Below are 21,660 nucleotides of genomic sequence, written 5' to 3'. Positions count from 1 at the left end.
TCGCGGGGCAAGCCCGCTCCTACAAGGTGTGCCAAAATTTGTAGGAGCGGGCTTGCCCCGCGAAGAGGCCGGGCCTGGAAAACCTCAATCACCGCCCCTTGCGCCGATACGGAAATACATCGATCACCTTCCCCTCCCGAATCGCCCCCTGCAGCCCCTTCCAATAATCGGCATCATACAAATCCCCATGCAGCCGGCTAAACAACCGGCGCTGGCCGATATCGGCAAACAGGAACGGCGGAAACTCCTCGGGAAACACATCATGCGGCCCAATCGAATACCAGGGCTCGCCCGACATCTCATCCTCCGGGTAGCGCGGCGGCGGGATGTGGCGGAAGTTCACCTCGGTGAGGTAACTGATCTCGTCGTAGTCATAGAACACCACCCGCCCATGCCGGGTGACGCCGAAGTTCTTGAGCAGCATGTCCCCGGGAAAGATATTCGCCGCCGCCAGCTGCTTGATCGCCAGCCCGTAATCCTCCAGCGCCTCCAGCACCTGCCCTTCGCTGGCGTGCTCCAGGTACAGGTTGAGCGGGGTCATGCGCCGTTCGGTCCAGCAATGGCGGACCAGCACCGTGTCGCCCTCCAGGGCCACGGTGGAAGGCGCCACCTCCAGTAGCTCGGCCAGGCACTGCGGCTCGAACTTGCTGCGCGGAAAGCGGAAATCGGCGAACTCCTGGGTATCGGCCATGCGCCCCACCCGGTCGACGCTCTTTACCAGCCGGTACTTGTCGATCACCGTGGCGCGGTCAACGGTCTTGGACGGGGAGAAACGGTCCTTGATGATCTTGAACACCGTGTTGAAGCCCGGCAGGGTGAACACGCTCATGACCATGCCGCGCACCCCCGGGGCCATCACGAAACGGTCGTCACTGTTGGCCAGGTGGTTGATCAAGGCGCGGTAGAACTCTGACTTGCCCTGCTTATAGAAGCCAATCGAGGTGTACAGCTCGGCAATGTGCTTGCCCGGCAGAATGCGCTTGAGGAAGTTGACGAACTCCGCTGGCACCGGCACATCTGCCATGAAGTAGGAGCGGGTGAAGGAGAAGATCACCGACACCTGCGCCTCGTCGGTGATCAACGCATCGGCCTCGATGCCGTGGCCTTCGCGGTGCAGCAGGGCGATCACCAGCGGCCACTGCTCATCGCTGTTGTACAGGCGCCCCACCAGGTAGGCGCCCTTGTTGCGGTACAGCACCGGCACGAACAGCTCCACGGCCAGGGCCGGGTCCTTGCACACCCAGTCGGGCAGGCATTCGCGCAGCTGCTCTTCCAGCCGGGCCAGGTCGCCCTCCAGGTCGCCGTAAGGAGTGTCGAACGGGTAATCGGCGAAAATCGCCCGCAGCAGGGCCTTAAGGCCGGCGCCCAGGGTATAGGTGCGGGTTTGCGCGGCGCGCTCGTGGGTGCGGATCGAGGGGCGAGTGGTGTGGATGAACATGCAGCCGTCACTGATCTGGTCGTGGCTGAACAGGCTGCAGAACAGCGAGTTGTACCAGGTTTCCGCCAGTTCATCGTCCAGGCGCGGGTCGATCAGGCGGATATAGGCATTCTTCACCAACGGCCATTGCTCCACGTCCAGCAGCACGTCGCAGGGGAACGCCTGACGCAGCCAGCCATTGACCTCGGCCACCTTCTCTTCATACAGGTTGATACGTGCGGCAGAGGCGCGCTGGATGTCCTGCCAACGCGCCTGCTCGAAGCGCTCGCGGGCGCCCAGGGTGATTTGCTGGAAGTGCTCGCGGTAGTTGTCGAAGCCGTCGAGGATTGTCCGGGCAATGTCGGCGGCGGGCCAGGGCTGGGGCATGCGGTGGACCTCGGGCTGGGTGAGCTTATGAGATTAGCCTGTGCCGGCCCTTTCGCGGGGCAAGCCCGCTCCTACACCGCCCTGTAGGAGCGGGCTTGCCCCGCGAAGAGGCCGGCACAGGTTTCCACCGCAAGAAAGCACAAGAATCACCCAGGCCAGTCACGTACACTCGCCCCCTGCCCCCTACCCGGAGACCGTTGTGAGCCCCATCGCCCTAGCCCGCCTGCTGACCCTCGCCGCTGTCTGGGGGGCGAGCTTTCTGTTCATGCGCATCATCGCCCCGGAGCTGGGCACCGTCCCCACCGCCTTCTTTCGCGTGTCCATCGCCTGCCTGGGGCTGGTCGCCATCCTCGCCGCCACCCGCGTGCGCTGGCAATTCGACGGCAAGCTCGGCGCCTGCCTGGTGCTGGGCATGATCAACTCGGGCATCCCCGCCACCTTCTACTCCGTGGCTGCGCAAGTGCTGCCCGCCGGCTACTCGGCCATCTTCAACGCCACCACACCGCTGATGGGCGTGCTGATCGGCGCCCTGTGCTTCCACGAGCGCATGACCCTGCCCAAGCTCGGTGGCATTTTCCTGGGGCTGTTCGGTGTCGGCATTCTCAGCGGTGCAGGCCCGGTGGCGCTGGACATGGCCCTGGTGCAAGGCGCCCTGGCCTGCCTTGCCGCCACCACCTGCTACGGCTTCGCAGGCTTTCTCGCCCGGCGCTGGATCAGCGGCCTGGACAGCCGCCTGTCGGCCCTGGGCAGCATGCTCGGCGCCACCTTGATGCTGACCCCGCTGTTCGCCTGGAGCGCCCTCACCCAGCCACCGGCGAGCTGGGGCGGCTGGCAGGTGTGGCTGTCGTTGCTGGGCCTTGGCCTGCTGTGCACGGCGTTTGCCTACATCCTGTACTTCCGCCTGCTGGCCGAAATCGGCCCGGTCAAGGCCAGCACCGTGACTTTTCTGATTCCTGCGTTCGGCGTGCTGTGGGGGGCGTGGCTGCTGGGCGAGCCGCTGTCGATGGCGCACCTGTATGGCGGCCTGCTGATTGGCGTGGCGCTGTGGCTGGTGCTGCGCCCGGCGCGGAGTTAAACCCGAGGCCTGTATTGGCCTTGTAGGAGCGGGCTTGCCCCGCGAACACGGGCGAAGCCCGTGCCATGCACCGTGGTGCCTTCTTCGCGGGCAAGCCCGCTCCCACAAGCCCGCTCCCACAGAGTTCAGTGCAAGCCCTCCGCACGGTTTCACCTATGAAACCGCCACCCCATCCGCGTTACCCGAAACTGCCCTCTTACCTCGCACGGCCCACTCCGCTGCGCCGCGAATGGGCATTTCCGTGCCATATAGAAAACCTTGTTTCATATATAAAACAAGACGAATTTCGACCTTGTTCTGCAACTAACTAATAACTAACAACTTTTTAATTAAATGAAGGAAATATTCCACCTGGCATTGTTCATGCACTAAACGGCGTATCACCTATAAAACAGACCAGCGAGTTGATCCCATGGCTGTGAAAGAGATGTACGCAATCGCCCCTCAATGGAGTACGCCTCGCCCTTGCGATGCCCAGGCGCCCATCGAAATCGAGTTTCGCAACGTCGGCAAGGCCTTCCCGGCCAAGGGCCAAGCCGACGCACCGTTCGCCATTCGCGGTGTGAACTTCCAGATCCGCCGGGGCGAAGTGGTGTCGATCATCGGCCCCTCCGGCTGCGGCAAGAGCACGATCCTGAACATGGGGTCGGGCCTGTACCGGCCAAGCGAAGGTGAAGTGCTGGTCGCTGGCGAACGGGTCGACGGCCCAGTGCCCAAGGTTGCCTTCATGTTGCAAAAGGACTTGCTGATGCCCTGGCGCAGCATCCGCCGCAACGTCGAACTGGGCCTGGAAATCCAAGGCATGGCCGCCGCCCAGCGCCGGGTGATTGCCGACAACCTGCTCGCCCGCTGCCACCTGCAAGGCTTCGCCGAGCACTACCCGTTCCAGCTGTCCGGCGGCATGCGCCAGCGCGCAGCCCTTGCCCGCACACTGGCCATCGACCCGCAAGTGCTGTTTCTCGACGAGCCATTCTCGGCCCTGGACGCGCAAACCAAGATGATTCTCCAGCAGGACCTGGCGCGCATGTTGTTCGAGGAAAAGAAAACCGCGCTGTTCATCACCCACGACCTGGTCGAAGCCATCGCCCTGTCCGACCGCCTGCTGGTCATGAGCGCCCGCCCCGGCACGATCATCGAGGAAATCGAGGTCGACCTGCCGCACCGCGACAACCCCCTCGAGCGCCGCAAGCTGCCGGAAATCGGCCCGCTGGCCGGGCGCCTGATGGACCTGTTGCACGTCGGCGCCGACCACGAACTGCATTGATCGACGTTCACTACCTCTCGGGAGTCAGCATGTTCAATACACCGCTCAAACGCCTGGCCCTGGCCGCCGTCGGCCTGGCCTTCGCGCTGCAGGCCCAGGCCGCCCCCACCCAGGTCACCTACCTGCTGCCGGCACCACCCAGCCTGCCGGCATTCGCGCCGTGGATCATCGCCAAGGAAAAGGGCTACTACCAGGCCGAAGACCTCGACCTCACCTTCATCGCCGCCAAGGGTGGCGTCGACGTGGCCAAGCAGATCGGTGCCGGCAATGCCCTGGTCGGTGGCGCCATTGGCGACACGCCGATCATCGTGCGCCCCAACGGCATTCCGGTGCGCACCGTGGCCGTGCTCGGCGGCGGCGGGGTCACCATGATCGCCACCAACGCCCGCGCCAACATCCACAACATTCAGGACCTCAAGGGCAAGACCCTGACCGTGATGTCGTACTCCGACACCACCTACTACGCCCTGCTCGCCTCGCTGCGCAAGGCCGGCCTGAACAAGGACGACGTCAACATCCAGGCCGCCGGCCCCGCCGGCGTGTGGCAGCTGTTCTCGGCCAGCAAGGCCGAGGCCATGGCCGGGGTGCCGGACTGGGTGGTCAACGCCGAGGACGCCGGGCTGCAGTACCAGTTGATCCCCCGCGAGCAGGTGTTCGAAAGCATGGCCCAGGCGATTCTCGCCTCGGACGATGCCATCGAGCACCACCCCGAGGTTGTACGCGGCGTGGTCCAGGCCACCCTGCGCGGGCTCAAGGACATCGTCGACGACCCCAAGGCCGCCGCCGCCACCTTCGCCCGTGCAGTACCGGCCTACGCCGGCAAGGAAGCGTCGCTGGAGAAAACCCTGCGCCTCTACGTCGACTACGTCTACGCCGGCCAGCCGGTGCCCGGGCGTATCGACCCGGCGCGCCTGGACGCGGTGCGCAAGTTCTATGTCAGCGAAGGCATCGTGCCCCGCGAGTCGCCACTGGACGAGCTCTACAGCAACCGCTTCATCGACACCCAGACCGCGGCCAAATGAAGCCCCGGCAACCAAGGTAAGCGCCTGATGAAAAACCTCAACACCTCCGTGCTCGGCAGCCTTGCCCTGCTCCTGTTGTTCCTGTTGCTCTGGCAATGGGGCCCGCGCCTGCTCGGCATGCCCGAGTTCGTGATGCCGCCGCTCAGCCGCGTGGCCGAAGAAAGCGTGCTGATGTGGCAGGGCAGCAGCCTGCTCGAACACACCCTGATCACCGCCTTCGAGATCATCGTCGGCTTCGCCCTCGGCGCCCTGCTGGGGGTGTCGATCGGTGTTGCCCTGGGCCTGTCGCCCTCGGCCGAAGCCATGCTCTCGCCCTACATCCTGGCCCTGCAGATCGCCCCCAAGGTGGCCTTCGCCCCGCTGTTCGTGATGTGGCTGGGCTACACCATCTACCCGAAAATCCTCATCGCCATCCTGATCGTGTTCTTCCCGGTGATGATCAACGTGCTGTCGGCCATCCGCACCGTCGACCCCGACATGATCAACCTGGTGCGCACCCTCAATGCCAGCCGCTGGCAAATCTTCCGCCTGGTGGAATTCCCCTCGGCCATGGCCGCGCTGTTCTCGGGCCTGCGCATCGCCTCCACCCTGGCGGTGATCGGGGTCACCGTCGGTGAACTGGTCGGTGGCAACCAGGGCCTGGGCTTCCTGCTGGTGGACGCCGAAGGCCAGGGCAACACCGCCGGTGTGTTCGTGGCCATCGTCCTGCTCACCCTGATTGGCGTGCTGGCCTACGGCGCCGTGGTGTGGGCTGAAAAGCGCGTGCTGCACTACCTCCCCAAAGCCATGCTGAGTAATGCCTGATGAACTACCCCAACCTTCTTCAAGGCCGCCGCGTGCTGGTCACCGGCGGCGCCCGCGGCCTGGGCTATGCCTTCGCCCAAGCCATCGCCCAGGCCGGTGCCCGGGTGGTGATCGCCGACATCCTCGCCGGCCGCGTGCAGCAGGCCGCCTGCGAGCTGAGTGCCCAAGGCCTGGATGTCAGCGGGGTGAGCCTGGACCTGGCTGACCCGGCCTCGATCACCCGCTGCCTGGAACGCACGGTCGAGCGCCTGGGCGGCCTGGACGGCCTGGTCAACAACGCCTCGATCACCAATTCCGGCGGCAAGCGCTGCGAAGAGCTGGACATCGAAACCTGGGACCAGGTGATGCAGGTGAACGTGCGCGGCACCTGGCTGATGACCTGCGCCGCGCTCCCGGCACTGCGCCAAAGCGGCCGCGGGGCCATCGTCAACCTGGCGTCCGACACCCCGCTGTGGGGCGCACCGAACCTGCTGGCCTACGTTGCCAGCAAGGGCGCGCTGATCGCCATGACCCGCAGCCTGGCCCGCGAGCTGGGCGGCGACAACATCACGATCAACGCCATCGCACCCGGGCTGGTGCAAGTCGAGGCCACGGCCTATGTGCCCGAGGCACGCCACCGCCTGTACATCGAGCAACGGGCCATCCAGCGCCCACAGCTGCCCGACGACGTCAGCGGCGCCGTGCTGTTCGCCCTGTCCGACCTGTCGCGCTTCATCACTGGACAAACCCTGCCGGTCAACGGCGGGTTCGTCATGCCCTGAGCAAAGGAGACTGTCATGACTGATCTTTCCGTAGACCAACAAGCCCCGAAAACCTGGGAACAACCCGCAGGCGCCGACCTGGCCGCGTGGATGCAAACCCGCATCGCCCGCTATGAAACCCGCCGCTACGACTGGGATGCGCTGAAGTTCCAGGCCGATCACGACCCCAAGTTCCGCCGCGCGCAGATGCGCTACGTGGGCACCGGCGGCACGGGCGTGAACAGTGACATGAACACCATCCCCTCCGAGCACTTCACCTTTTCCACCATGGTGATCCCCGCCGGCCACGAAGGCCCGCCGCACCTGCACACCGACGTCGAGGAAGTGTTCTTCGTGCTGCGCGGCAAGCTCAAGGTGGTGATCGAGAAGGACGGCGAGCGCTTCGAAACCATCCTCACCGACCGCGACCTGATTTCCGTGCCGCCAGGGGTGTACCGCGAAGAGATCAACATCGGCGATGAAGACGCCTTGATGTGCGTGATGCTCGGCGCCAAGAAGCCGGTCACCCCGACCTACCCGCCAGCCCACCCGCTGGCCTCGATCAAGCGCGGGTAAGCCCATGGCAACGCTCACCAACACCTATGTCAGCCAGCTCCAGCGGCAGTTCGGCGAACGCCTGCTGCAGCTTGGCGATGGCCCGCAGGCGCTGCGCGAAGCCGGCAGCGGCGCGCCAATCGTGCTGCTGCATGGCATCGGCTCGGGCGCGGCGAGTTGGCTGCACGTGGCCTTGGGCCTGTGCCAGCAGGCCCGGGTAATCGCCTGGGATGCACCGGGCTATGGCCAGTCGGCGCCGCTGCCGATGGCCCAGCCAAAGGCCTGCGACTATGCCGCGCGCCTGGCCAGCCTGCTCGATGCCCTGCAGGTGCAGCGCTGCGTGCTGGTGGGCCATTCGCTCGGCGCACTCACCGCCGCCGCGTTCGCCCAGCGCCACCCCGAGCGGGTCAGTGAACTGGTGTTGCTGAGCCCGGCACGCGGCTACGGCGCCCGGCCCGAACACGGCCAGGCGGTGCGCGACAAGCGCCTGCACGACCTGCACAGCCAAGGCATTGCCGGCCTCGCCGAAAGCCGCAGCGCCCACCTGGTGTCTGCCTCCGCCAGCGCCAGTGCCCTGGCCTGGGTGCGCTGGAACATGGCGCGGCTGGCACCGGCCGGCTACCGCCAGGCCATCGAGCTGCTGTGCGGCGATGACCTGCTGCGCTACCGCCAGCAGCAGGTGACCTGCCAGGTACATGGCGGCAGCGCCGACACGGTAACCACGGCCGACGACTGCCGGGCCCTGGCCCAGGCGTTTGCCGCGCCGTTCCAACTGATTCACGGCGCCGGCCATGCCTGCGCCATCGAACAACCCGAAACGGTGACCCGGCGCCTGGCCCGGGCACTGGACGCCTCTTTCACAGGTAGCGTGCAATGAACGATACGGATGCCATGAAGGACAACCAGGACCGCTATACCGTCCCCGGCCTTGAGCGCGGCCTGTTGCTGCTGTGCGAATTCAGCCGGCAGAACCGCACCCTTACCGCCCCCGAGTTGGCCCGCCGCCTGGGGCTGCCACGCTCGACCATCTTCCGCCTGCTGAGCACCCTGGAAGCCATGGGCTTCGTCACCCGCAGCGGCAACGAATACCGCCTGGGCATGTCGGTGCTGCGCCTGGGCTTCGAGTACCTGGCCTCGCTGGAACTCACCGAGCTGGGCCAGCCGATCCTGGCGCGGCTGTGCGACCACATGAACTACCCGAGCAACCTGGTGGTGCGCGACGGCCGCTCGATTGTCTACGTGGCCAAGGTGTCGCCGCCGTCGGTGTTCTCCAGCGCGGTCACCGTCGGCACCCGCCTGCCGGCCCATGCCACGGTGCTGGGGCGCGTGCTGCTGGCCGACCTGAGCCTGGCCGAACTGCGCGAGCTGTACCCCGAGGAGCACCTGGAACGGCACTCGCCCAGCACGCCGAGAACCGTGCTGGAGCTGTTCGACCTGGTGCAGGCCGACCGCCTGCGCGGCTACGTGCACGGCGAAGGCTTCTTCGAGTCGAGCATTTCCACCCTGGCCGCGCCGGTGCGCGACGCCAGCGGGCGGGTCAGCGCCGCGCTGGGCCTGACCATTCCCACCGCCCAGGTTGGCCATATCAATTTCGACAGCCTGCTCGGCCAGGTGCGCACCAGCGCCGATGAGCTGTCGCGGCTGCTCAACTACCGACCCGGCGCCGGCCAGGTCACTGCGCTGATGAGAGACTGAGCATGAACCTCTACCAACTCCACGACAGCACTGCCATCGTCACCGGCGGCTCGTCCGGCATTGGCCTGGCCTGCGTCGAGCTGCTGCTCGAAGCCGGTGCCCGCGTGGCCTTCTGTGGCCGCAACGAAGACCGTCTGCGCAGCGCTGAAACCCACCTGCGCCAGCGCTTCCCCCAGGCCCAGTTGCTGGCCCAGGTGTGCGACGTGCTCGATGCCAACGCCGTGCAGGCCTTCGCCGCCGCCAGCCAGGCCGCGCTGGGGCCGGCGCAGGTACTGGTCAACAACGCCGGGCAAGGCCGCGTGTCGACCTTTGCCGATACCAGCGACGCTGCCTGGGCCGAAGAGCTGCAACTGAAGTTCTTCTCGGTGATCCACCCGGTGCGCGCCTTCATCCCTCAGCTGAAAGGCCAGCCTGGTGCGTCGATCGTCTGTGTCAACTCACTGCTGGCCAGCCAGCCCGAGCCGCACATGGTCGCCACCTCGGCGGCCCGTGCCGGGCTGAAGAACCTGGTGCGCTCAATGGCCTTCGAGTTCGCCGAACAGGGCATTCGGGTCAACGGCATCCTCATTGGCCTGGTGGAGTCCGGCCAGTGGCGCCGGCGCTTCGAGGCGCGCGAGGAGCGTGCCCTGGACTGGGCGCAGTGGACCGCCCACCTGGCCCGCCGCAAACAGATTCCCCTGGGCCGCCTGGGGCTGCCCAAGGAGGCCGCCCAGGCCATCCTGTTCCTGGCCTCACCGCTGTCGTCCTACACCACTGGCAGTCATATCGATGTTTCTGGAGGCTTGTCCCGCCATGCGTAACGAAAACACCGTCACCGTCGGTGCCGTGATCACCGCGTTTCTCGAACAGTGCGAGGTCAAGGCCGCGTTCGGCGTGATCTCGATCCACAACATGCCGATCCTCGACGCCTTCGCCGTGCGCGGCAACATTCGCTTCATCATGGCCCGTGGCGAAGCCGGCGCCACCAACATGGCCGATGCCTACGCCCGCAGCGTCGGCGGCCTGGGCGTGTGCCTGACCTCCACCGGCACCGCAGCCGGCAACGCCGCCGGGGCGATGGTCGAGGCACTGACCGCCGGCACCCCGCTGCTGCACATCACCGGGCAGATCGAAACGCCCTACCTCGACCAGGAGCTGGCCTACATCCACGAGGCCCGTGACCAGCTGACCATGCTCAAGGCGGTGTCCAAGGCGGCGTTTCGCGTGCGCAGCGTGGAAACCGCGCTGAGCACCCTCAAGCTTGCCGTGCAAACCGCCCTGACCGCGCCCACCGGCCCGGTCAGCGTGGAAATCCCCATCGACATCCAGTCGGCGCTGATCCCCATGCCCGGCGACCTGTCGCCGCTGCCAGTGCCGGTCGCCGCCCCGGCCCCCGAGGCGCTGGACCTGGTGGCCGAGCGCCTGGCCAGCGCCACCCGCCCGCTGCTCTGGCTTGGCGGCGGTGCCCGCCACGCCGGTGCGCAGGTCAAGCGCCTGCTGGACATGGGCGTGGGCGTGATCACCTCGACCCAGGGCCGCGGCGTGGTCAACGAGGACGACGAGCGCTGCCTGGGCGCCTTCTCGCAGAACAAGCTGGTCGAAGGCTTCATGCAGACCTGCGACGCGCTGGTGGTGGCCGGCTCCCGGCTGCGCAGCAACGAAACCTTCAAGTACGCCCTGAAGCTGCCACGCACCACCCTGCGCATCGACGCCAACCCGGCCAGCGAAGGCCGCAGCTACCCCAGCGACCTGTTCATCTGCGGCGATGCCGCGCTGGCCCTGGAAGGCCTGGCCGACCGCCTGCAAGGGCGGCTGAACATCGACCCGGCGTTCATCGGCGAGCTCAAGGCCGTGCGCGCCGAGTCTCGCAAACAGCTGGTGGCCGACCTCGGCCCGTATTCGGCCATGGTCGAGCAACTGCAGGCGCAGACCGGGCGCAACTTTACCTGGGTGCGCGACGTGACCCTGTCCAACAGCATCTGGGGCAACCGCCTGCTCAACCTGTACCACCCGCAAGCCGGCGTGCACGCCTTGGGCGGCGGCATCGGCCAGGGCCTGGCCATGGGCATCGGCGCTGCCATCGCCGCCGCCGAAACGGCCCCGGGGCGCAAGGTGTTCGCCCTGGCCGGTGACGGCGGTTTCATCCTCAACCTGGGTGAACTGGCGACCCTGGTGCAGGAAAAAGCCAATGTGGTGATCCTGCTGATGAACGACCAGCGCTACGGGGTCATCCGCAATATCCAGGACGCCATCTACGGCGCCCGCCACGCCTACGTCGAGCTGCACACGCCGGACTACGCCAAGCTCGCCGACGCCCTGGGCCTCAAGCATGGCCTGGTGCGCGACCTCAAGGACTTCGGCACGGTGCTCGAAGGCGCACTGGGCAGCGACGGGCCGTTCCTGCTGGAAGTCGACATGCTCAGCGTCGGCCCCTTCGCCACCCGTTTCGCAGGCCCGCCCAACAGCGAAACCCGCTCGCAGAAAGCCACCGCCGCCTGAGGACTTGCCCATGCTGCATATCACCATGATCGGCTGTGGCGCCATTGGCGTGGCTGTGCTGGAGCTACTGGAGCACGACCGCCAGTTGCAGGTGGACGCGGTCATTGCCTCGCCCGGCTCCGAAGCGCTGGTGGCCGAGCGCCTGGCGCGCCTGCGCCGACCACCGCAGGTGCTCACCGCGCTGCCGGCCGATGCGCGCCCCGACCTGCTGCTTGAATGCGCCGGCCACCGCGCCATCGAAGAGCACGTGCTGCCAGCGCTGGCGCGCGGCATCCCGTGTTTGGTGGTGTCGGTGGGTGCGCTGTCGCAACCGGGGCTGGTCGAGCGCCTGGAAGCGGCAGCGGCGCACGGCAACACGCGCATCGAACTGCTGCCCGGCGCCATCGGCGGCATCGATGCGCTGTCGGCGGCCAAGGTCGGCGGCCTGGACACCGTGGAGTACACCGGGCGCAAGCCGGCCCGTGCCTGGAAGGGCACCCCGGCCGAGCAGGTGTGCAGCCTCGACACCCTGCGCGAAGCCACGGTGATTTTCCAGGGCAGCGCCCGCGAAGCCGCCCGGCTGTACCCGAAGAATGCCAACGTCGCCGCCACCCTGTCGCTGGCAGGGGTTGGCCTGGAGCGCACCTGGGTAACCCTGGTGGCCGACCCGCACGGTGACGAGAACGTGCACCAGGTCAAGGCCCGCGGCACCTTCGGCGGCTTTGAAATGAGCCTGCACGGCAAGCCCCTGCAGGCCAACCCGAAAACCTCGGCACTGACCGTCTACAGCGTGGTCCGCGCCCTGGGCAACCATGCCCATGCCATTTCCATCTAGGGGAACGCCATGACCTTGGAACAGACTTTACCCCTGTGCATCGCCGGCACCTGGCGCCTGGGCGGCGGCGCACGCTACGCCACCTGCTACCCGGCCACGGGCGAGCCGGTGGCCTGGCTCAACGCCGCCAGCCTCGATGACGTCGAGGCCGCCGTGCAGGGCGCGCACCAGGCCTTCCTGCACAGCGGCTGGGCGCAGCGTAAACCCCACGAGCGCGCTGCCGTGCTGTACCGCATTGCCGGGCTGATTCGCGAACGCGCCGAGGAGCTGGCGCAACTGCAACGCCAGGACAACGGCAAGCCGATCAACGAAACCCGCGCCCTGGTAGCCAGCGCCGCCGGCACTTTCCAGTTCTTCGCCGCCGCCTGCGAAACCCTGGAAGAAACCATCACCCCGTCGCGCGGTGATTTCGTCAGCATGAGCCTGTATGAGCCAATGGGCGTGGTGGCGGCCATCACCCCGTGGAATTCACCGATTGCCAGCGAAGCGCAGAAGGTTGCCCCCGCCCTGGCCGCCGGCAATGCCGTGGTGATCAAGCCGGCGGAAATCACCCCGCTGCTGGCCCTGCAACTGGCGCGCATTTGCGACGACGCCGGCCTGCCCAAGGGGCTGGTCAGCGTGCTGCCGGGCAAGGGCTCGCTGCTGGGTGATGCCCTGACCCGCCACCCGCTGGTCAAGCGCGTGTCGTTCACCGGCGGCACCGGCACCGGCAAGCACATCGCCCATATCGCCGCCGACAAGATGATGCCGGTATCGCTGGAACTGGGCGGCAAGTCGCCGACCATCGTGCTTGAAGACGCCGACCTCGACCACGCCGTGGCCGGGGTGCTGTACGGCATCTTCAGCTCCTCCGGCGAGGCCTGCATCGCCGGCTCCCGGCTGTTCGTCGCACGCAAGCTGTACGAACCGTTCATGGCCCGCCTCACCGCCGCCGCCGCGCAACTGCGCCTGGGCGACCCGGCCGACGAACGCACGCAGATGGGCCCGCTGATCAGCGCCGCCCACCGGGAGTCGGTGGAGCGCTACGTGGCCCTGGGCCTGGCCGCCGGCGGGCGCCTGCGCCTGGGCGGCCAGCGCCCGAGTGGCGGGCTGTTCGACCAGGGTTACTTCTACCCACCAACCATCCTCGAAGGCCTGGGCAACCAGCAGCAGGTGTGCCAGGAAGAAATCTTCGGCCCGGTGCTGGTGGCCATGCCGTTCGACAGCGAAGCCGAGCTGGTGGAGCAGGCCAACGACAGCCTCTACGCCCTGGCCGCAGGTATCTGGAGCCGCGACTACAAGCGCGCCTGGGCCCTGGGCCGCAAGCTGCAGGCCGGCACGGTGTGGATCAACACCTACAAGCAGTTTTCCATTTCCACCCCGTTCGGCGGCTGGCGCGACAGCGGCCTGGGCCGGGAAAAGGGCCGCCTGGGCATCCTGCAGTACATGGAACAGAAAAGCCTCTACTGGGGCATGAACGAACAGCCGCTGGCCTGGGCCGGCGTGGAGGCAGGGCAATGAGCGTACTGGGCATCGACGAAGTCACCTACGGCGTGGAGGACCTGGCCACCTGCGCACGCTTCTTCAGCGACTGGGGGCTGACCCAGGTCAGCGCCGCCGAGGATGAAATCGTCTTCGAAACCCTCAACGGCTGCCGCGTGATCCTCGCGGCCATCGACAAACCCGGCCTGCCCCCGGCCATCGAGGCCGGCTCGACCGTGCGCGAAGTGGTGTGGGGCGTGGAAAGCCAGGCCGACCTTGCGCTGTACAGCCAGCGCATCGCCAACGACCCAGGCTTCGTCGAAGGCAATGGCCGCATCGGCTGCACCGACCCCAATGGCCTGGCGATTCGCCTGCAGGTTACCCGCAAGCGGCCGCTGGAGCTCGAATGCAGCGGCCACAACACCTGGCAGACCAAGGGCCGGATCAACAAGCCAGCACCGGTGTACGCGCGCGCCACGCCTATCGAAGTGGGCCACGTGGTGTTCTTCGTCACCGACGTCAACGCCTGCGAAGCCTTCTACCACGAGCGCTTCGGCTTCCAGGCCTCGGACCGCTACCCCAACCGCGGCGCCTTCCTGCGCACCGCCGAGGAAGGCGGCCACCACGACCTGTTCATGCTGCAACTGCCGGCCCCGCGCGCCGGGCTCAACCACGTGGCCTTTACCGTGCGTGACCTGCATGAAGTATTCGGCGGCGGCATGCACATCTCGCGCTGCGGCTGGGCCACCGAGATCGGCCCAGGCCGCCACCCGGTGTCGTCGGCGTTCTTCTGGTATTTCAAGAACCCGGCCGGCGCGCTGGTGGAGTACTACGCCGACGAAGACCAACTGACCGGCGACTGGCAACCGCGCGAATTCGAACCCGGGCCAACAGTGTTCGCCGAATGGGCGATTGCCGGCGGCATCGACGGCAATACCCGGCGCCAGCAACACGCCGAGGCGCCACAAGGCAAATTCCTCACCGACAAACCGAACAACAATTGAGGGCCAAACCATGAGCAGCACCGAGGTCTACCTGCAACCCCACCAGGCGCGCAAACGCCCCAACACGCCCTTCGAGGACCTGCTCGGCGACTCGATCGAGCGTGCCTACGGCAATGGCGTAAGCCAGCTGGGTGAACTGCTCGCCCACCTCAACCTGGCCGGCCCGCCCTGCCCGCTGACCAGCGGCGAGTGGACCGAAGACGCATTCCAAACCCTGATGGCACGGCTGGGCGAATGACCCGCTGGAGGTAGAACAAGATGAACATGCATGTCACCGTCGACCCTGTTGAGCAACACCTGGCCAATGGCCTGAAAGACCTGTGGTTCCCGGTATTGCCGTCGGAACTGCTCACCGACCGGCCGCTGTCGATCCGCCGCCTGGGCTACAAGATCGCCCTGTGGCGCGACAACGATGGCCGCGTCCATGCCCTTGAAGACCACTGCCCGCACCGCGGCGCGCCGTTGTCCCAGGGGCCGGTGCTGGGCGACCGCCTGCAGTGCCCGTACCACGGCGTGGAAGTGCGCTGCGACGGCACCGTCACCAAGGTGCCCGGCAGCCCAGGTTGCAAGCTTGAAGGCAGCCGCCCCACGCGGATGTTCCATACCCGCGAGGCGGCTGGGGCAATCTTCCTGTTCAACGCCAGCGACGCGCACCTGGACACGCCACCGGAGCTGGTACTGCCCGAGCAGCTGACCTCGCCAGAGTGGAGCAGCTTCCTGTGCTACACCGAGTGGAAGGGCGACTACCGCTACGTGCTCGACAACGTCATGGACCCGATGCACGGCACCTACCTGCACAAGATGTCGCACTCGATGAGCGAGGGCGAGGCCACCGCCAAGTTCGTCACCCGAGACACCGAACAGGGCTTTTTCTTCGAGAAGGAAGGCCAGCGCGGGGTCAACTTCGACTGGACCGAATTTCTCGACAACGGCTGCCACTGGCTGCGCCTGGAAATCCCCTACCCGAAAACCGGCGGGCCAGGCGGCAACTTCACCATCATCGGCAGCTACACCCCAAGCAGCCGCGCCCTGGCGGCGGTGTTCCACTGGCGTGCACGGCCACTGACCGGCTGGCAGCGCGACACCTGGCGCTTCCTCTACAAGAACCGCCTGGAGGCGCGCCACTGGGCGGTGCTGGAGCAGGACCGGGTGCTGCTGGAGTTCATGGAACCGGACGCCAACCAGCGCGAGAACCTGTACCAGCACGACCTCGGCGTGGTGCGCCTGCGCCGCTACCTCAAAGGCAAGGCCAAGGAACAGCTGGCCCTGATCGAAGCCAAACAACTGCCGTGAGGTGAGCGATGTCCAACGCATCCACAGTCAGCGCGCTGGTGCATACCCTGCGCCATGAAGCCGACGGCATCATCAGCGTCGAACTGCGCCCTTGGGGCGACACGGTGTTCGCGCCGTTCGAAGCCGGCGCGCACATCGACTTGCACCTGCCCAACGGCCTGGTGCGCAGCTACTCGCTGCTCAATTCGCCAAGCGACCAGGGCCGCTACGTGGTCGGCATTCTGCGCGACCGCGCCAGCCGCGGCGGTTCGCGCTATGTGCACGAGCAGTTGCGGGTGGGCACGCAGCTGAGCATTTCCCCGCCACGCAACAACTTCGCCCTCGACACCCGCGCCAGCCACAGCGTGCTGGTGGCCGGCGGAATCGGCATCACGCCGATCTACTGCATGTTCCGCCAGTTGCTGGCCCTGGGGCGCAGCGCCGAGCTGATCTACTGCGCCCGCTCGCGGCGCGAGGCGGCGCTGCTGGAGCCGCTGGCGGAGCTGGGGGCCAAGGTGGTGTACCACTTCAACGACGAGAAAGGCACACTGCCGGACCTTTCGCATTACCTGGCGGGGCGGTCTGCGGACACGCATTTCTACTGCTGCGGGCCAACCCCCATGCTCGATGCCTTCGAGGCGGTGTGCGAGCAGTTGGGCTACGCCCATGCGCATATCGAGCGGTTCACCGCCGTGGAAGTGGCCGCCGCCGAAGACGCCCTGGACAGCTATAGCGTCGAGCTGAGCAAAAGCGGCAAGACGTTGCAGGTGGAGCCTGGGCTGAACCTGCTGGACGTGTTGCTGGAAGCGGGCTGCGACATCGACCACAGCTGCCGCGAAGGCGTGTGCGGCTCGTGCGAGACGCGGGTGCTGGAAGGCGACATCGACCACCGCGACGGCGTGCTGACCAAGGCTGAACGTGCGGCCAATGGTTCGATGATGGTGTGCGTATCGGGCTGCAAGAGCCGGCGCCTGGTGCTCGACCTCTGAGTGGCCTGTGAGGGCCCTTTCGCGGGGCAAGCCCGCTCCTACAAAGCACATACGATCCTTGTAGGAGCGGGCTTGCCCCGCGAAGAGGCCGCCCCAGGCAACACAAAAAAACAATAAAACCACCCCCAGTTTCCGCGCTCAGCCAGCTATCCCCAAAAACACCCCGGCAAAGGGGTGACGGCCCGCTGCTGCCCGCGAAAACTGCCCCAACCTTGCAGGGCACAACATGAACCAGTACCTGATCACCCTCGGTCTGCTCGTTTGCACTTGCACCACCCTGGCCTCAGAGCCCGGCCCGGCGGCCCCCGACCAGCCGCCCAGCCCCCGCAAGCCCTTCCCCCACATCGCCTGGCGCAGCGACGACGGCCAGAGCAGCCTGGACGTCGGCGGCGCCCTGCGCATCAACTACCGCGACGAGCATTGGGACACCACCGAGAACAACGGCCGCTTGCTCTTCGACACCTTTCGCCTCGACATCCAGGCCCGCCACCGCCAACTGTTCGCCGACGCTGGCTACTGGTTCCAGGACGACGGCAAGCGCGCCATCGACCGTGGTTTCGTCGGCTACCGCATCGACGAGCAGTCCAGCCTGCAACTGGGCGCCCCGCTCAAGCCGTTCGGCCTTGAGCCGTACCCACAGTTCGGCTGGAGCTACCACATCCCGTTCTTCATGGGCTATGGCGTGAGCGCGGGCTCGGGCCTCAAGTACAGCTACAAGGACCGCGACTGGGACCTGCAACTGGGCTATTTCCCGCGCATGCTGCCCTCCGGCATCCGCTACTCGCCGGAAGTCGGCCGTTTCAGCGACCTGGACGACAACGCGGTGGCCGTCACCCAATCGCGCCAGGACAACGAAAAGCGCAACCAGCTCAACGCCCGGGTCGCCCGTACCTTCACAGGCGAGGGCTGGAAGACCGAGCTGGGTGCCTCGCTGGCCAGCGCTGAGTTGTACAACGCCACCACCCACGATGACGGCAGCTACTGGGCGGCGGGCGTGCATGCGCTGGTCAACCGGGGTAACTGGACGGTCACCGGCCAGGCCATTCGCTACGCCTACGACCCGCGCAACCCTGCGGGGGTCAGCGACGATGCCGTGCTGATGGGCGGCAATGGCCTGACCCCGGCGTACCTGATCGCCGCCAGGGCGAGCATCGCCGCGCTCAACGTTGGTTACGACGTGTACACGCCGGGCCTCGGGCAGTTGAAGAAGGTCAAGCTGTACAGCGACTACAGCCGGATGATGAAAGACAAGCGTGGCTGGGACGATTCGCAGATGTTCACCGTGGGTGTGCAGTTCCTGGCGATGCAGGTGATGGCCTGGGTCGACCTGACCTGGGCGCGCAATGCCAACCCGTTTGGTGGGGCGGAGAATGGTACGGGGTGGACCAGCACCGGTTCGGTGGGGAGCAATGACTGGTATTACCGCACCAATATCAATATCGGCTATTACTTCTGAGGCGTACGCCGATAGGCCGGTGTGGTCGTCGAGATCCAGCGCCGCCCGCGCGGCGCTTCGCGAGCTGCGCTCGCTCCTACGTTTGTTTTTGGCCAGTAACGCCTGTGACAGGCGCGCGCGACCGCCTTGTTGGTACGACGCGATATCGCGCCATGCGCCAAGGCGTTCGCGCGCCAATCCCCCAGGACTCACTGGCCCGAAACAAACGTAGGAGCGAGCGCAGCTCGCGAAGCGCCGCGCGGGCGGCGCTCGATCCAACAGGCGCCAAAACCCCCAAGGCATGCACCTCTCACTCGCATCGCAATGCCAAACGGTACAGACACCCGGCCCAAATCCCATTACGATACGCAGCCCTCCCGATCCCCGCTGCCATGCCTTCCGAGCAAACCTGCGACTACAAGATTGTGCTCTGGCGCCTGGCGCAGGACGCCAACGGCTACCCGCCCGCCTCGGTCGAAGGCCTCTGGGCGCAACGCACCGCCAGCGGCTACCGGGTCGACAGCACGCCCTTCTATGCCTACGGCATCGCCCCCGGCGACCTCATCAGCACCACCCAGGACGGCGAACAGGTCTGGTTCCAGGCGCTGCAACGCAGCGGCGGCGCCTCGGTGTTCCGGGTACGGGTAAAGCACGCCGCCGATGTCGAACCGGTACGCGCCGCACTCGAAGAATTCGGCTGCCCGTGCCACGCCGAGCCTGCCGTGCGCATGCTGGCCGTCGAAGTGCCAGCGGCGCAGCCACTGGGCACCCTGCTCTACTACCTGCTGACCCAGCGCGAAGCTGGCACCCTGGACTTCGAGGAAGGCGTGTTGCGCCACGCCATCCCCGAAGAGTTCCGCTAGGCCTTAGGCCTCGGCCAACCGCGCCGCCGGCTTGCGGAACACGAACAACAAGCCGACCACGATCAGCCCCATGCCCAGCAGGCTCAGCGGCGCCAGGCGGTTACCGAAGATCAGCAAATCCATCACTGCAGTCACCGCCGGCACCAGGTAGAACAGGCTGGTGACATTGACCAGATTGCCCTTGGCGATCAGCCGGTACAGCAGCAGGGTCGCCAGCAACGACACCACCAGCCCCATCCACAAAAGCGCACCGACGAAGCCGCCGGTCCACTCCACCTGCAGTGGTTGCATTGGCGCGAACACGGCGCACATGGCGAAGCCTGCGATGTACTGCAGCGGCAAGGTGCCCATGGGGTTGTCGGTGATGCGCTTTTGCAGAATCGAGCCAAAGGTCATGCTGGCCAGTGCCAGCAGGGCGAACAGCATGCCCAGCAGCGACACCCCGCCCAGGTTGATGCCCTGGTACACCACCATCACCAGCCCACCCAGCCCAAGGCCCAGGCCGAACAGGCGGCTCCAGGAGCGCTGGCGCTCCATCAGCACCACGGTAAGGATCGGTTGCACGCCCATCACCGTGGCCATCACGCCGGGGGTGACATGGGTATTGAGCGCCAGCAGGTAGAAGATCTGGTAGGCGCCCAACAGCACGCAGCCGGTGCCCAGGGCCCGCAGGATGGCGCCGCGGCTGCGCGGCCAGCGCAGCCCCAGCAACGGGCCGATCAGCAACAGGCCGGTCAGCGCCAGCACTGAGCGCAGCAGCAGGAAGGCAAACGGGCTGGCATGGGCAAGGCCGAGTTTGGATACGATCGCGCCACTGCTCCAGAGCAGGACGAACAGGCTGGTGGTGGCCGCCGAGGCCACGGATGCTTTGTTGAAGACAGACATGTATTGCCACCTGATAGAAGGCGAAAAAGCCAGACGGCGGGCGTTTACTTCAGCGAGGGAAGCTGCCGACCGTGTTCAGTAGGTTGCGGGTGCGAGGGGTTCGGCAGACGCCGATCAGCCCAGCACGACCACGCAAGGAGGCGGAGCTACGCCGCCTACGACGCCACTGACAGGTGGTGGTGGGTAGTGACTGATCATGGCCGGCTGCTGGCTGCCACGCACGACCGTGCCCGCGACTGGCGCGAGGGCAAAGCAGGTGGTGGAAGGGCTGGCTGGCATGATCGGATCGTTCTTCTGAGAAGAGAAGTGTTTCGGAATATAGCGGTGAAACTGAAGATGGGCAATAGCCTGTTCCGGCCTCTTCGCGGGCAAGCCTGCCCCTACAATCCCTGTAGGAGCGGGCTTGCCCCGCGAAGAGGCCGGACCTGCGATCAAAACAGCCAGCGGTACAGCAGGTAGGCCACCACCACCGCCAGCACCGGCCGCAGGATGCGATAGGCCTTGGGGTTGGCGCGCTTGAACTGCTTCATGCGGGTGCTGAGCTTGTTGCTGAAGCGCTTGCTCCAGGCATAGGCCTGGTTGATACCGCCTACACGCTCGTCATCGGTGTTCTGCGGCGCCGTGGCGCGGCCGAGGAAGGCACTGACCTTGCGGTTGATGCGGGTCATCAGCGGGCTGCTCAGCGGGCGCTCGATGTCGCAGAACAGGATCACCCGGGTAACGTCGGTTTCGTTCTTCACCCAGTGCACGTAGGTTTCGTCGAACATCACGTCCTCACCGTCACGCCAGGCGTATTCCTCGCCATCGACGTAGATGCGGCAAGCATCGGAGTTCGGCGTCGACAGGCCCAGGTGGTAGCGCAGGGAGCCGGCGAACGGGTCACGGTGTGGGTTCAGGTGGCTGCCACCGGGCAGCAACGCGAACATCGCGCCCTTGACGTTGGGGATGCTGCTGACCAGCTCGACGGTTTTCGGGCACAGGGCTTCGGCAGACGGCAGCGGCTTGTCATACCACTTCAGGTAAAAGCGTTTCCAGCCTTTCTTGAAGAACGAGCCGAAGCCTGCGTCGTTGTCCTTTTCCGCAGCGCGGATGTACCCCTCGTCGAACAGGCGCATGGCCTCCTCGCGGATTACCTGCCAGTTGTCCTTGAGCACGTCCAGCTCAGGGAAGCGCTGGCGGTCCAGGTACGGCTTGGACGGCACGCCGGAAAACAGGTACATCAGGCTGTTATAAGGAGCGAACAGCGCCGAATGGTTGACGAATTGGCGCAAAACCGGCAAGCGCGCCTTACCGCGCAGGTGCACGTACAGCACGCTGCCGATGAACACCAGCAGGACACCCGCCTTGGCGAGAAAGGAAAAGGTCATGCAACACTCCTTGCAAAGAAAACAGGCCAGCGCCGCCTGCTCCCAGAAAAATCATCCGGCCATCATAAACCCATCCCGCCCCGGTAAAAACAACCGGGGCCGGATCTCACTCATGAAGATTTTGCAATAAACC

Annotated in this window: 21 protein-coding genes; 18 read left to right on the top strand and 3 right to left on the bottom strand. The window is 66.2% G+C overall.

The features are described 5' to 3' along the window. Positions 1–88: 88 nt before the first annotated feature. A complete protein-coding gene (aceK, locus tag F3J45_RS07340) occupies positions 89–1,804 on the bottom strand; it encodes a bifunctional isocitrate dehydrogenase kinase/phosphatase (RefSeq protein ID WP_167059582.1) in 1,716 nt (571 codons plus the stop codon). Positions 1,805–2,003: 199 nt separating this feature from the next. Between aceK and F3J45_RS07335 the strand changes: the two genes are divergently transcribed. The 18 genes from F3J45_RS07335 to F3J45_RS07250 all read left to right on the top strand — a co-directional run bounded on the left by F3J45_RS07335 (position 2,004) and on the right by F3J45_RS07250 (position 19,275). Beyond that, the gene (locus F3J45_RS07335) at positions 2,004–2,879 is read left to right on the top strand and encodes a DMT family transporter (protein ID WP_167059579.1); all 876 of its coding nucleotides are present in this window, start codon (positions 2,004–2,006) and stop codon (positions 2,877–2,879) included. Positions 2,880–3,291: 412 nt separating this feature from the next. Beyond that, entirely contained in the window at positions 3,292–4,143 is an 852-nt protein-coding gene (locus tag F3J45_RS07330; protein ID WP_167059576.1) for an ABC transporter ATP-binding protein, read from the top strand. Positions 4,144–4,172: 29 nt separating this feature from the next. Beyond that, positions 4,173–5,165 (top strand): ABC transporter substrate-binding protein, encoded by a 993-nt coding sequence (locus F3J45_RS07325; protein ID WP_167059573.1) that lies wholly within the window; start codon positions 4,173–4,175, stop codon positions 5,163–5,165. 27 nt (positions 5,166–5,192) lie between these two features. Further along, entirely contained in the window at positions 5,193–5,969 is a 777-nt protein-coding gene (locus F3J45_RS07320) for an ABC transporter permease (protein WP_167059570.1), read from the top strand. Then, positions 5,969–6,730 (top strand): SDR family oxidoreductase, encoded by a 762-nt coding sequence (locus tag F3J45_RS07315; RefSeq protein ID WP_167059567.1) that lies wholly within the window; start codon positions 5,969–5,971, stop codon positions 6,728–6,730. The genes F3J45_RS07320 and F3J45_RS07315 overlap by 1 nt, the downstream gene beginning before the upstream one ends. 15 nt (positions 6,731–6,745) lie before the next feature. Further along, positions 6,746–7,285, top strand: a complete 540-nt coding sequence (locus F3J45_RS07310; protein ID WP_167059564.1) for a cupin domain-containing protein — start codon at positions 6,746–6,748, stop codon at positions 7,283–7,285. A 4-nt stretch (positions 7,286–7,289) separates the two neighbouring features. Continuing rightward, a complete protein-coding gene (locus F3J45_RS07305; RefSeq protein WP_167059561.1) occupies positions 7,290–8,141 on the top strand; it encodes an alpha/beta fold hydrolase in 852 nt (283 codons plus the stop codon). Continuing rightward, positions 8,138–8,959 carry an IclR family transcriptional regulator gene (locus F3J45_RS07300; RefSeq protein ID WP_167059558.1) on the top strand — a complete coding sequence of 274 codons (822 nt, stop codon included), beginning with the start codon at positions 8,138–8,140 and terminating at the stop codon, positions 8,957–8,959. The genes F3J45_RS07305 and F3J45_RS07300 overlap by 4 nt, the downstream gene beginning before the upstream one ends. 2 nt (positions 8,960–8,961) lie before the next feature. Then, positions 8,962–9,759 carry an SDR family oxidoreductase gene (locus F3J45_RS07295; RefSeq protein WP_167059555.1) on the top strand — a complete coding sequence of 266 codons (798 nt, stop codon included), beginning with the start codon at positions 8,962–8,964 and terminating at the stop codon, positions 9,757–9,759. Then, positions 9,752–11,437 (top strand): thiamine pyrophosphate-binding protein, encoded by a 1,686-nt coding sequence (locus tag F3J45_RS07290; RefSeq protein WP_167059552.1) that lies wholly within the window; start codon positions 9,752–9,754, stop codon positions 11,435–11,437. Before F3J45_RS07295 ends, F3J45_RS07290 begins: the two co-directional genes overlap by 8 nt. A gap of 10 nt (positions 11,438–11,447) precedes the next feature. Continuing rightward, positions 11,448–12,251, top strand: a complete 804-nt coding sequence (locus tag F3J45_RS07285; RefSeq protein ID WP_167059549.1) for an aspartate dehydrogenase — start codon at positions 11,448–11,450, stop codon at positions 12,249–12,251. 9 nt (positions 12,252–12,260) lie between these two features. Then, positions 12,261–13,751, top strand: coding sequence for an aldehyde dehydrogenase (locus tag F3J45_RS07280; protein WP_167059545.1), 1,491 nt, complete (start codon positions 12,261–12,263; stop codon positions 13,749–13,751). Next, positions 13,748–14,716: a VOC family protein gene (locus tag F3J45_RS07275; RefSeq protein WP_167059542.1), complete on the top strand. Its 969-nt coding sequence runs from the start codon at positions 13,748–13,750 to the stop codon at positions 14,714–14,716. The genes F3J45_RS07280 and F3J45_RS07275 overlap by 4 nt, the downstream gene beginning before the upstream one ends. Positions 14,717–14,726: 10 nt before the next feature. After that, positions 14,727–14,954 carry a recombinase-like helix-turn-helix domain-containing protein gene (locus F3J45_RS07270; RefSeq protein WP_167059539.1) on the top strand — a complete coding sequence of 76 codons (228 nt, stop codon included), beginning with the start codon at positions 14,727–14,729 and terminating at the stop codon, positions 14,952–14,954. A gap of 20 nt (positions 14,955–14,974) precedes the next feature. After that, positions 14,975–16,009, top strand: coding sequence for an aromatic ring-hydroxylating dioxygenase subunit alpha (locus tag F3J45_RS07265; RefSeq protein WP_167059536.1), 1,035 nt, complete (start codon positions 14,975–14,977; stop codon positions 16,007–16,009). 8 nt (positions 16,010–16,017) lie between these two features. Further along, the gene (locus tag F3J45_RS07260) at positions 16,018–16,977 is read left to right on the top strand and encodes a PDR/VanB family oxidoreductase (protein ID WP_167059533.1); all 960 of its coding nucleotides are present in this window, start codon (positions 16,018–16,020) and stop codon (positions 16,975–16,977) included. A 226-nt stretch (positions 16,978–17,203) separates the two neighbouring features. Then, entirely contained in the window at positions 17,204–18,433 is a 1,230-nt protein-coding gene (locus tag F3J45_RS07255) for a hypothetical protein (RefSeq protein WP_167059531.1), read from the top strand. Between the two features lie 371 nt (positions 18,434–18,804). Then, entirely contained in the window at positions 18,805–19,275 is a 471-nt protein-coding gene (locus F3J45_RS07250) for a DUF4265 domain-containing protein (RefSeq protein ID WP_167059527.1), read from the top strand. A gap of 3 nt (positions 19,276–19,278) precedes the next feature. Here the strand turns inward: F3J45_RS07250 and F3J45_RS07245 are convergent, their stop codons facing one another. Together F3J45_RS07245 and F3J45_RS07240 are read right to left on the bottom strand one after the other, a co-directional pair. Beyond that, positions 19,279–20,160 carry a DMT family transporter gene (locus F3J45_RS07245; protein WP_167059524.1) on the bottom strand — a complete coding sequence of 294 codons (882 nt, stop codon included), beginning with the start codon at positions 20,158–20,160 and terminating at the stop codon, positions 19,279–19,281. Between the two features lie 431 nt (positions 20,161–20,591). Continuing rightward, complete coding sequence (locus tag F3J45_RS07240) at positions 20,592–21,527, bottom strand: aspartyl/asparaginyl beta-hydroxylase domain-containing protein (RefSeq protein ID WP_167059520.1); 936 nt, start codon at positions 21,525–21,527, stop codon at positions 20,592–20,594. Between the last annotated feature and the right edge of the window lie 133 nt (positions 21,528–21,660).

The organism is Pantoea sp. Ap-967, from assembly GCF_011752565.1.
In the GTDB taxonomy this organism is placed as follows: Bacteria; Pseudomonadota; Gammaproteobacteria; order Pseudomonadales; family Pseudomonadaceae; genus Aquipseudomonas.
Note: the sequence above shows the minus strand (reverse complement) of the source record. Positions and strands in the feature narration are given on the sequence as shown.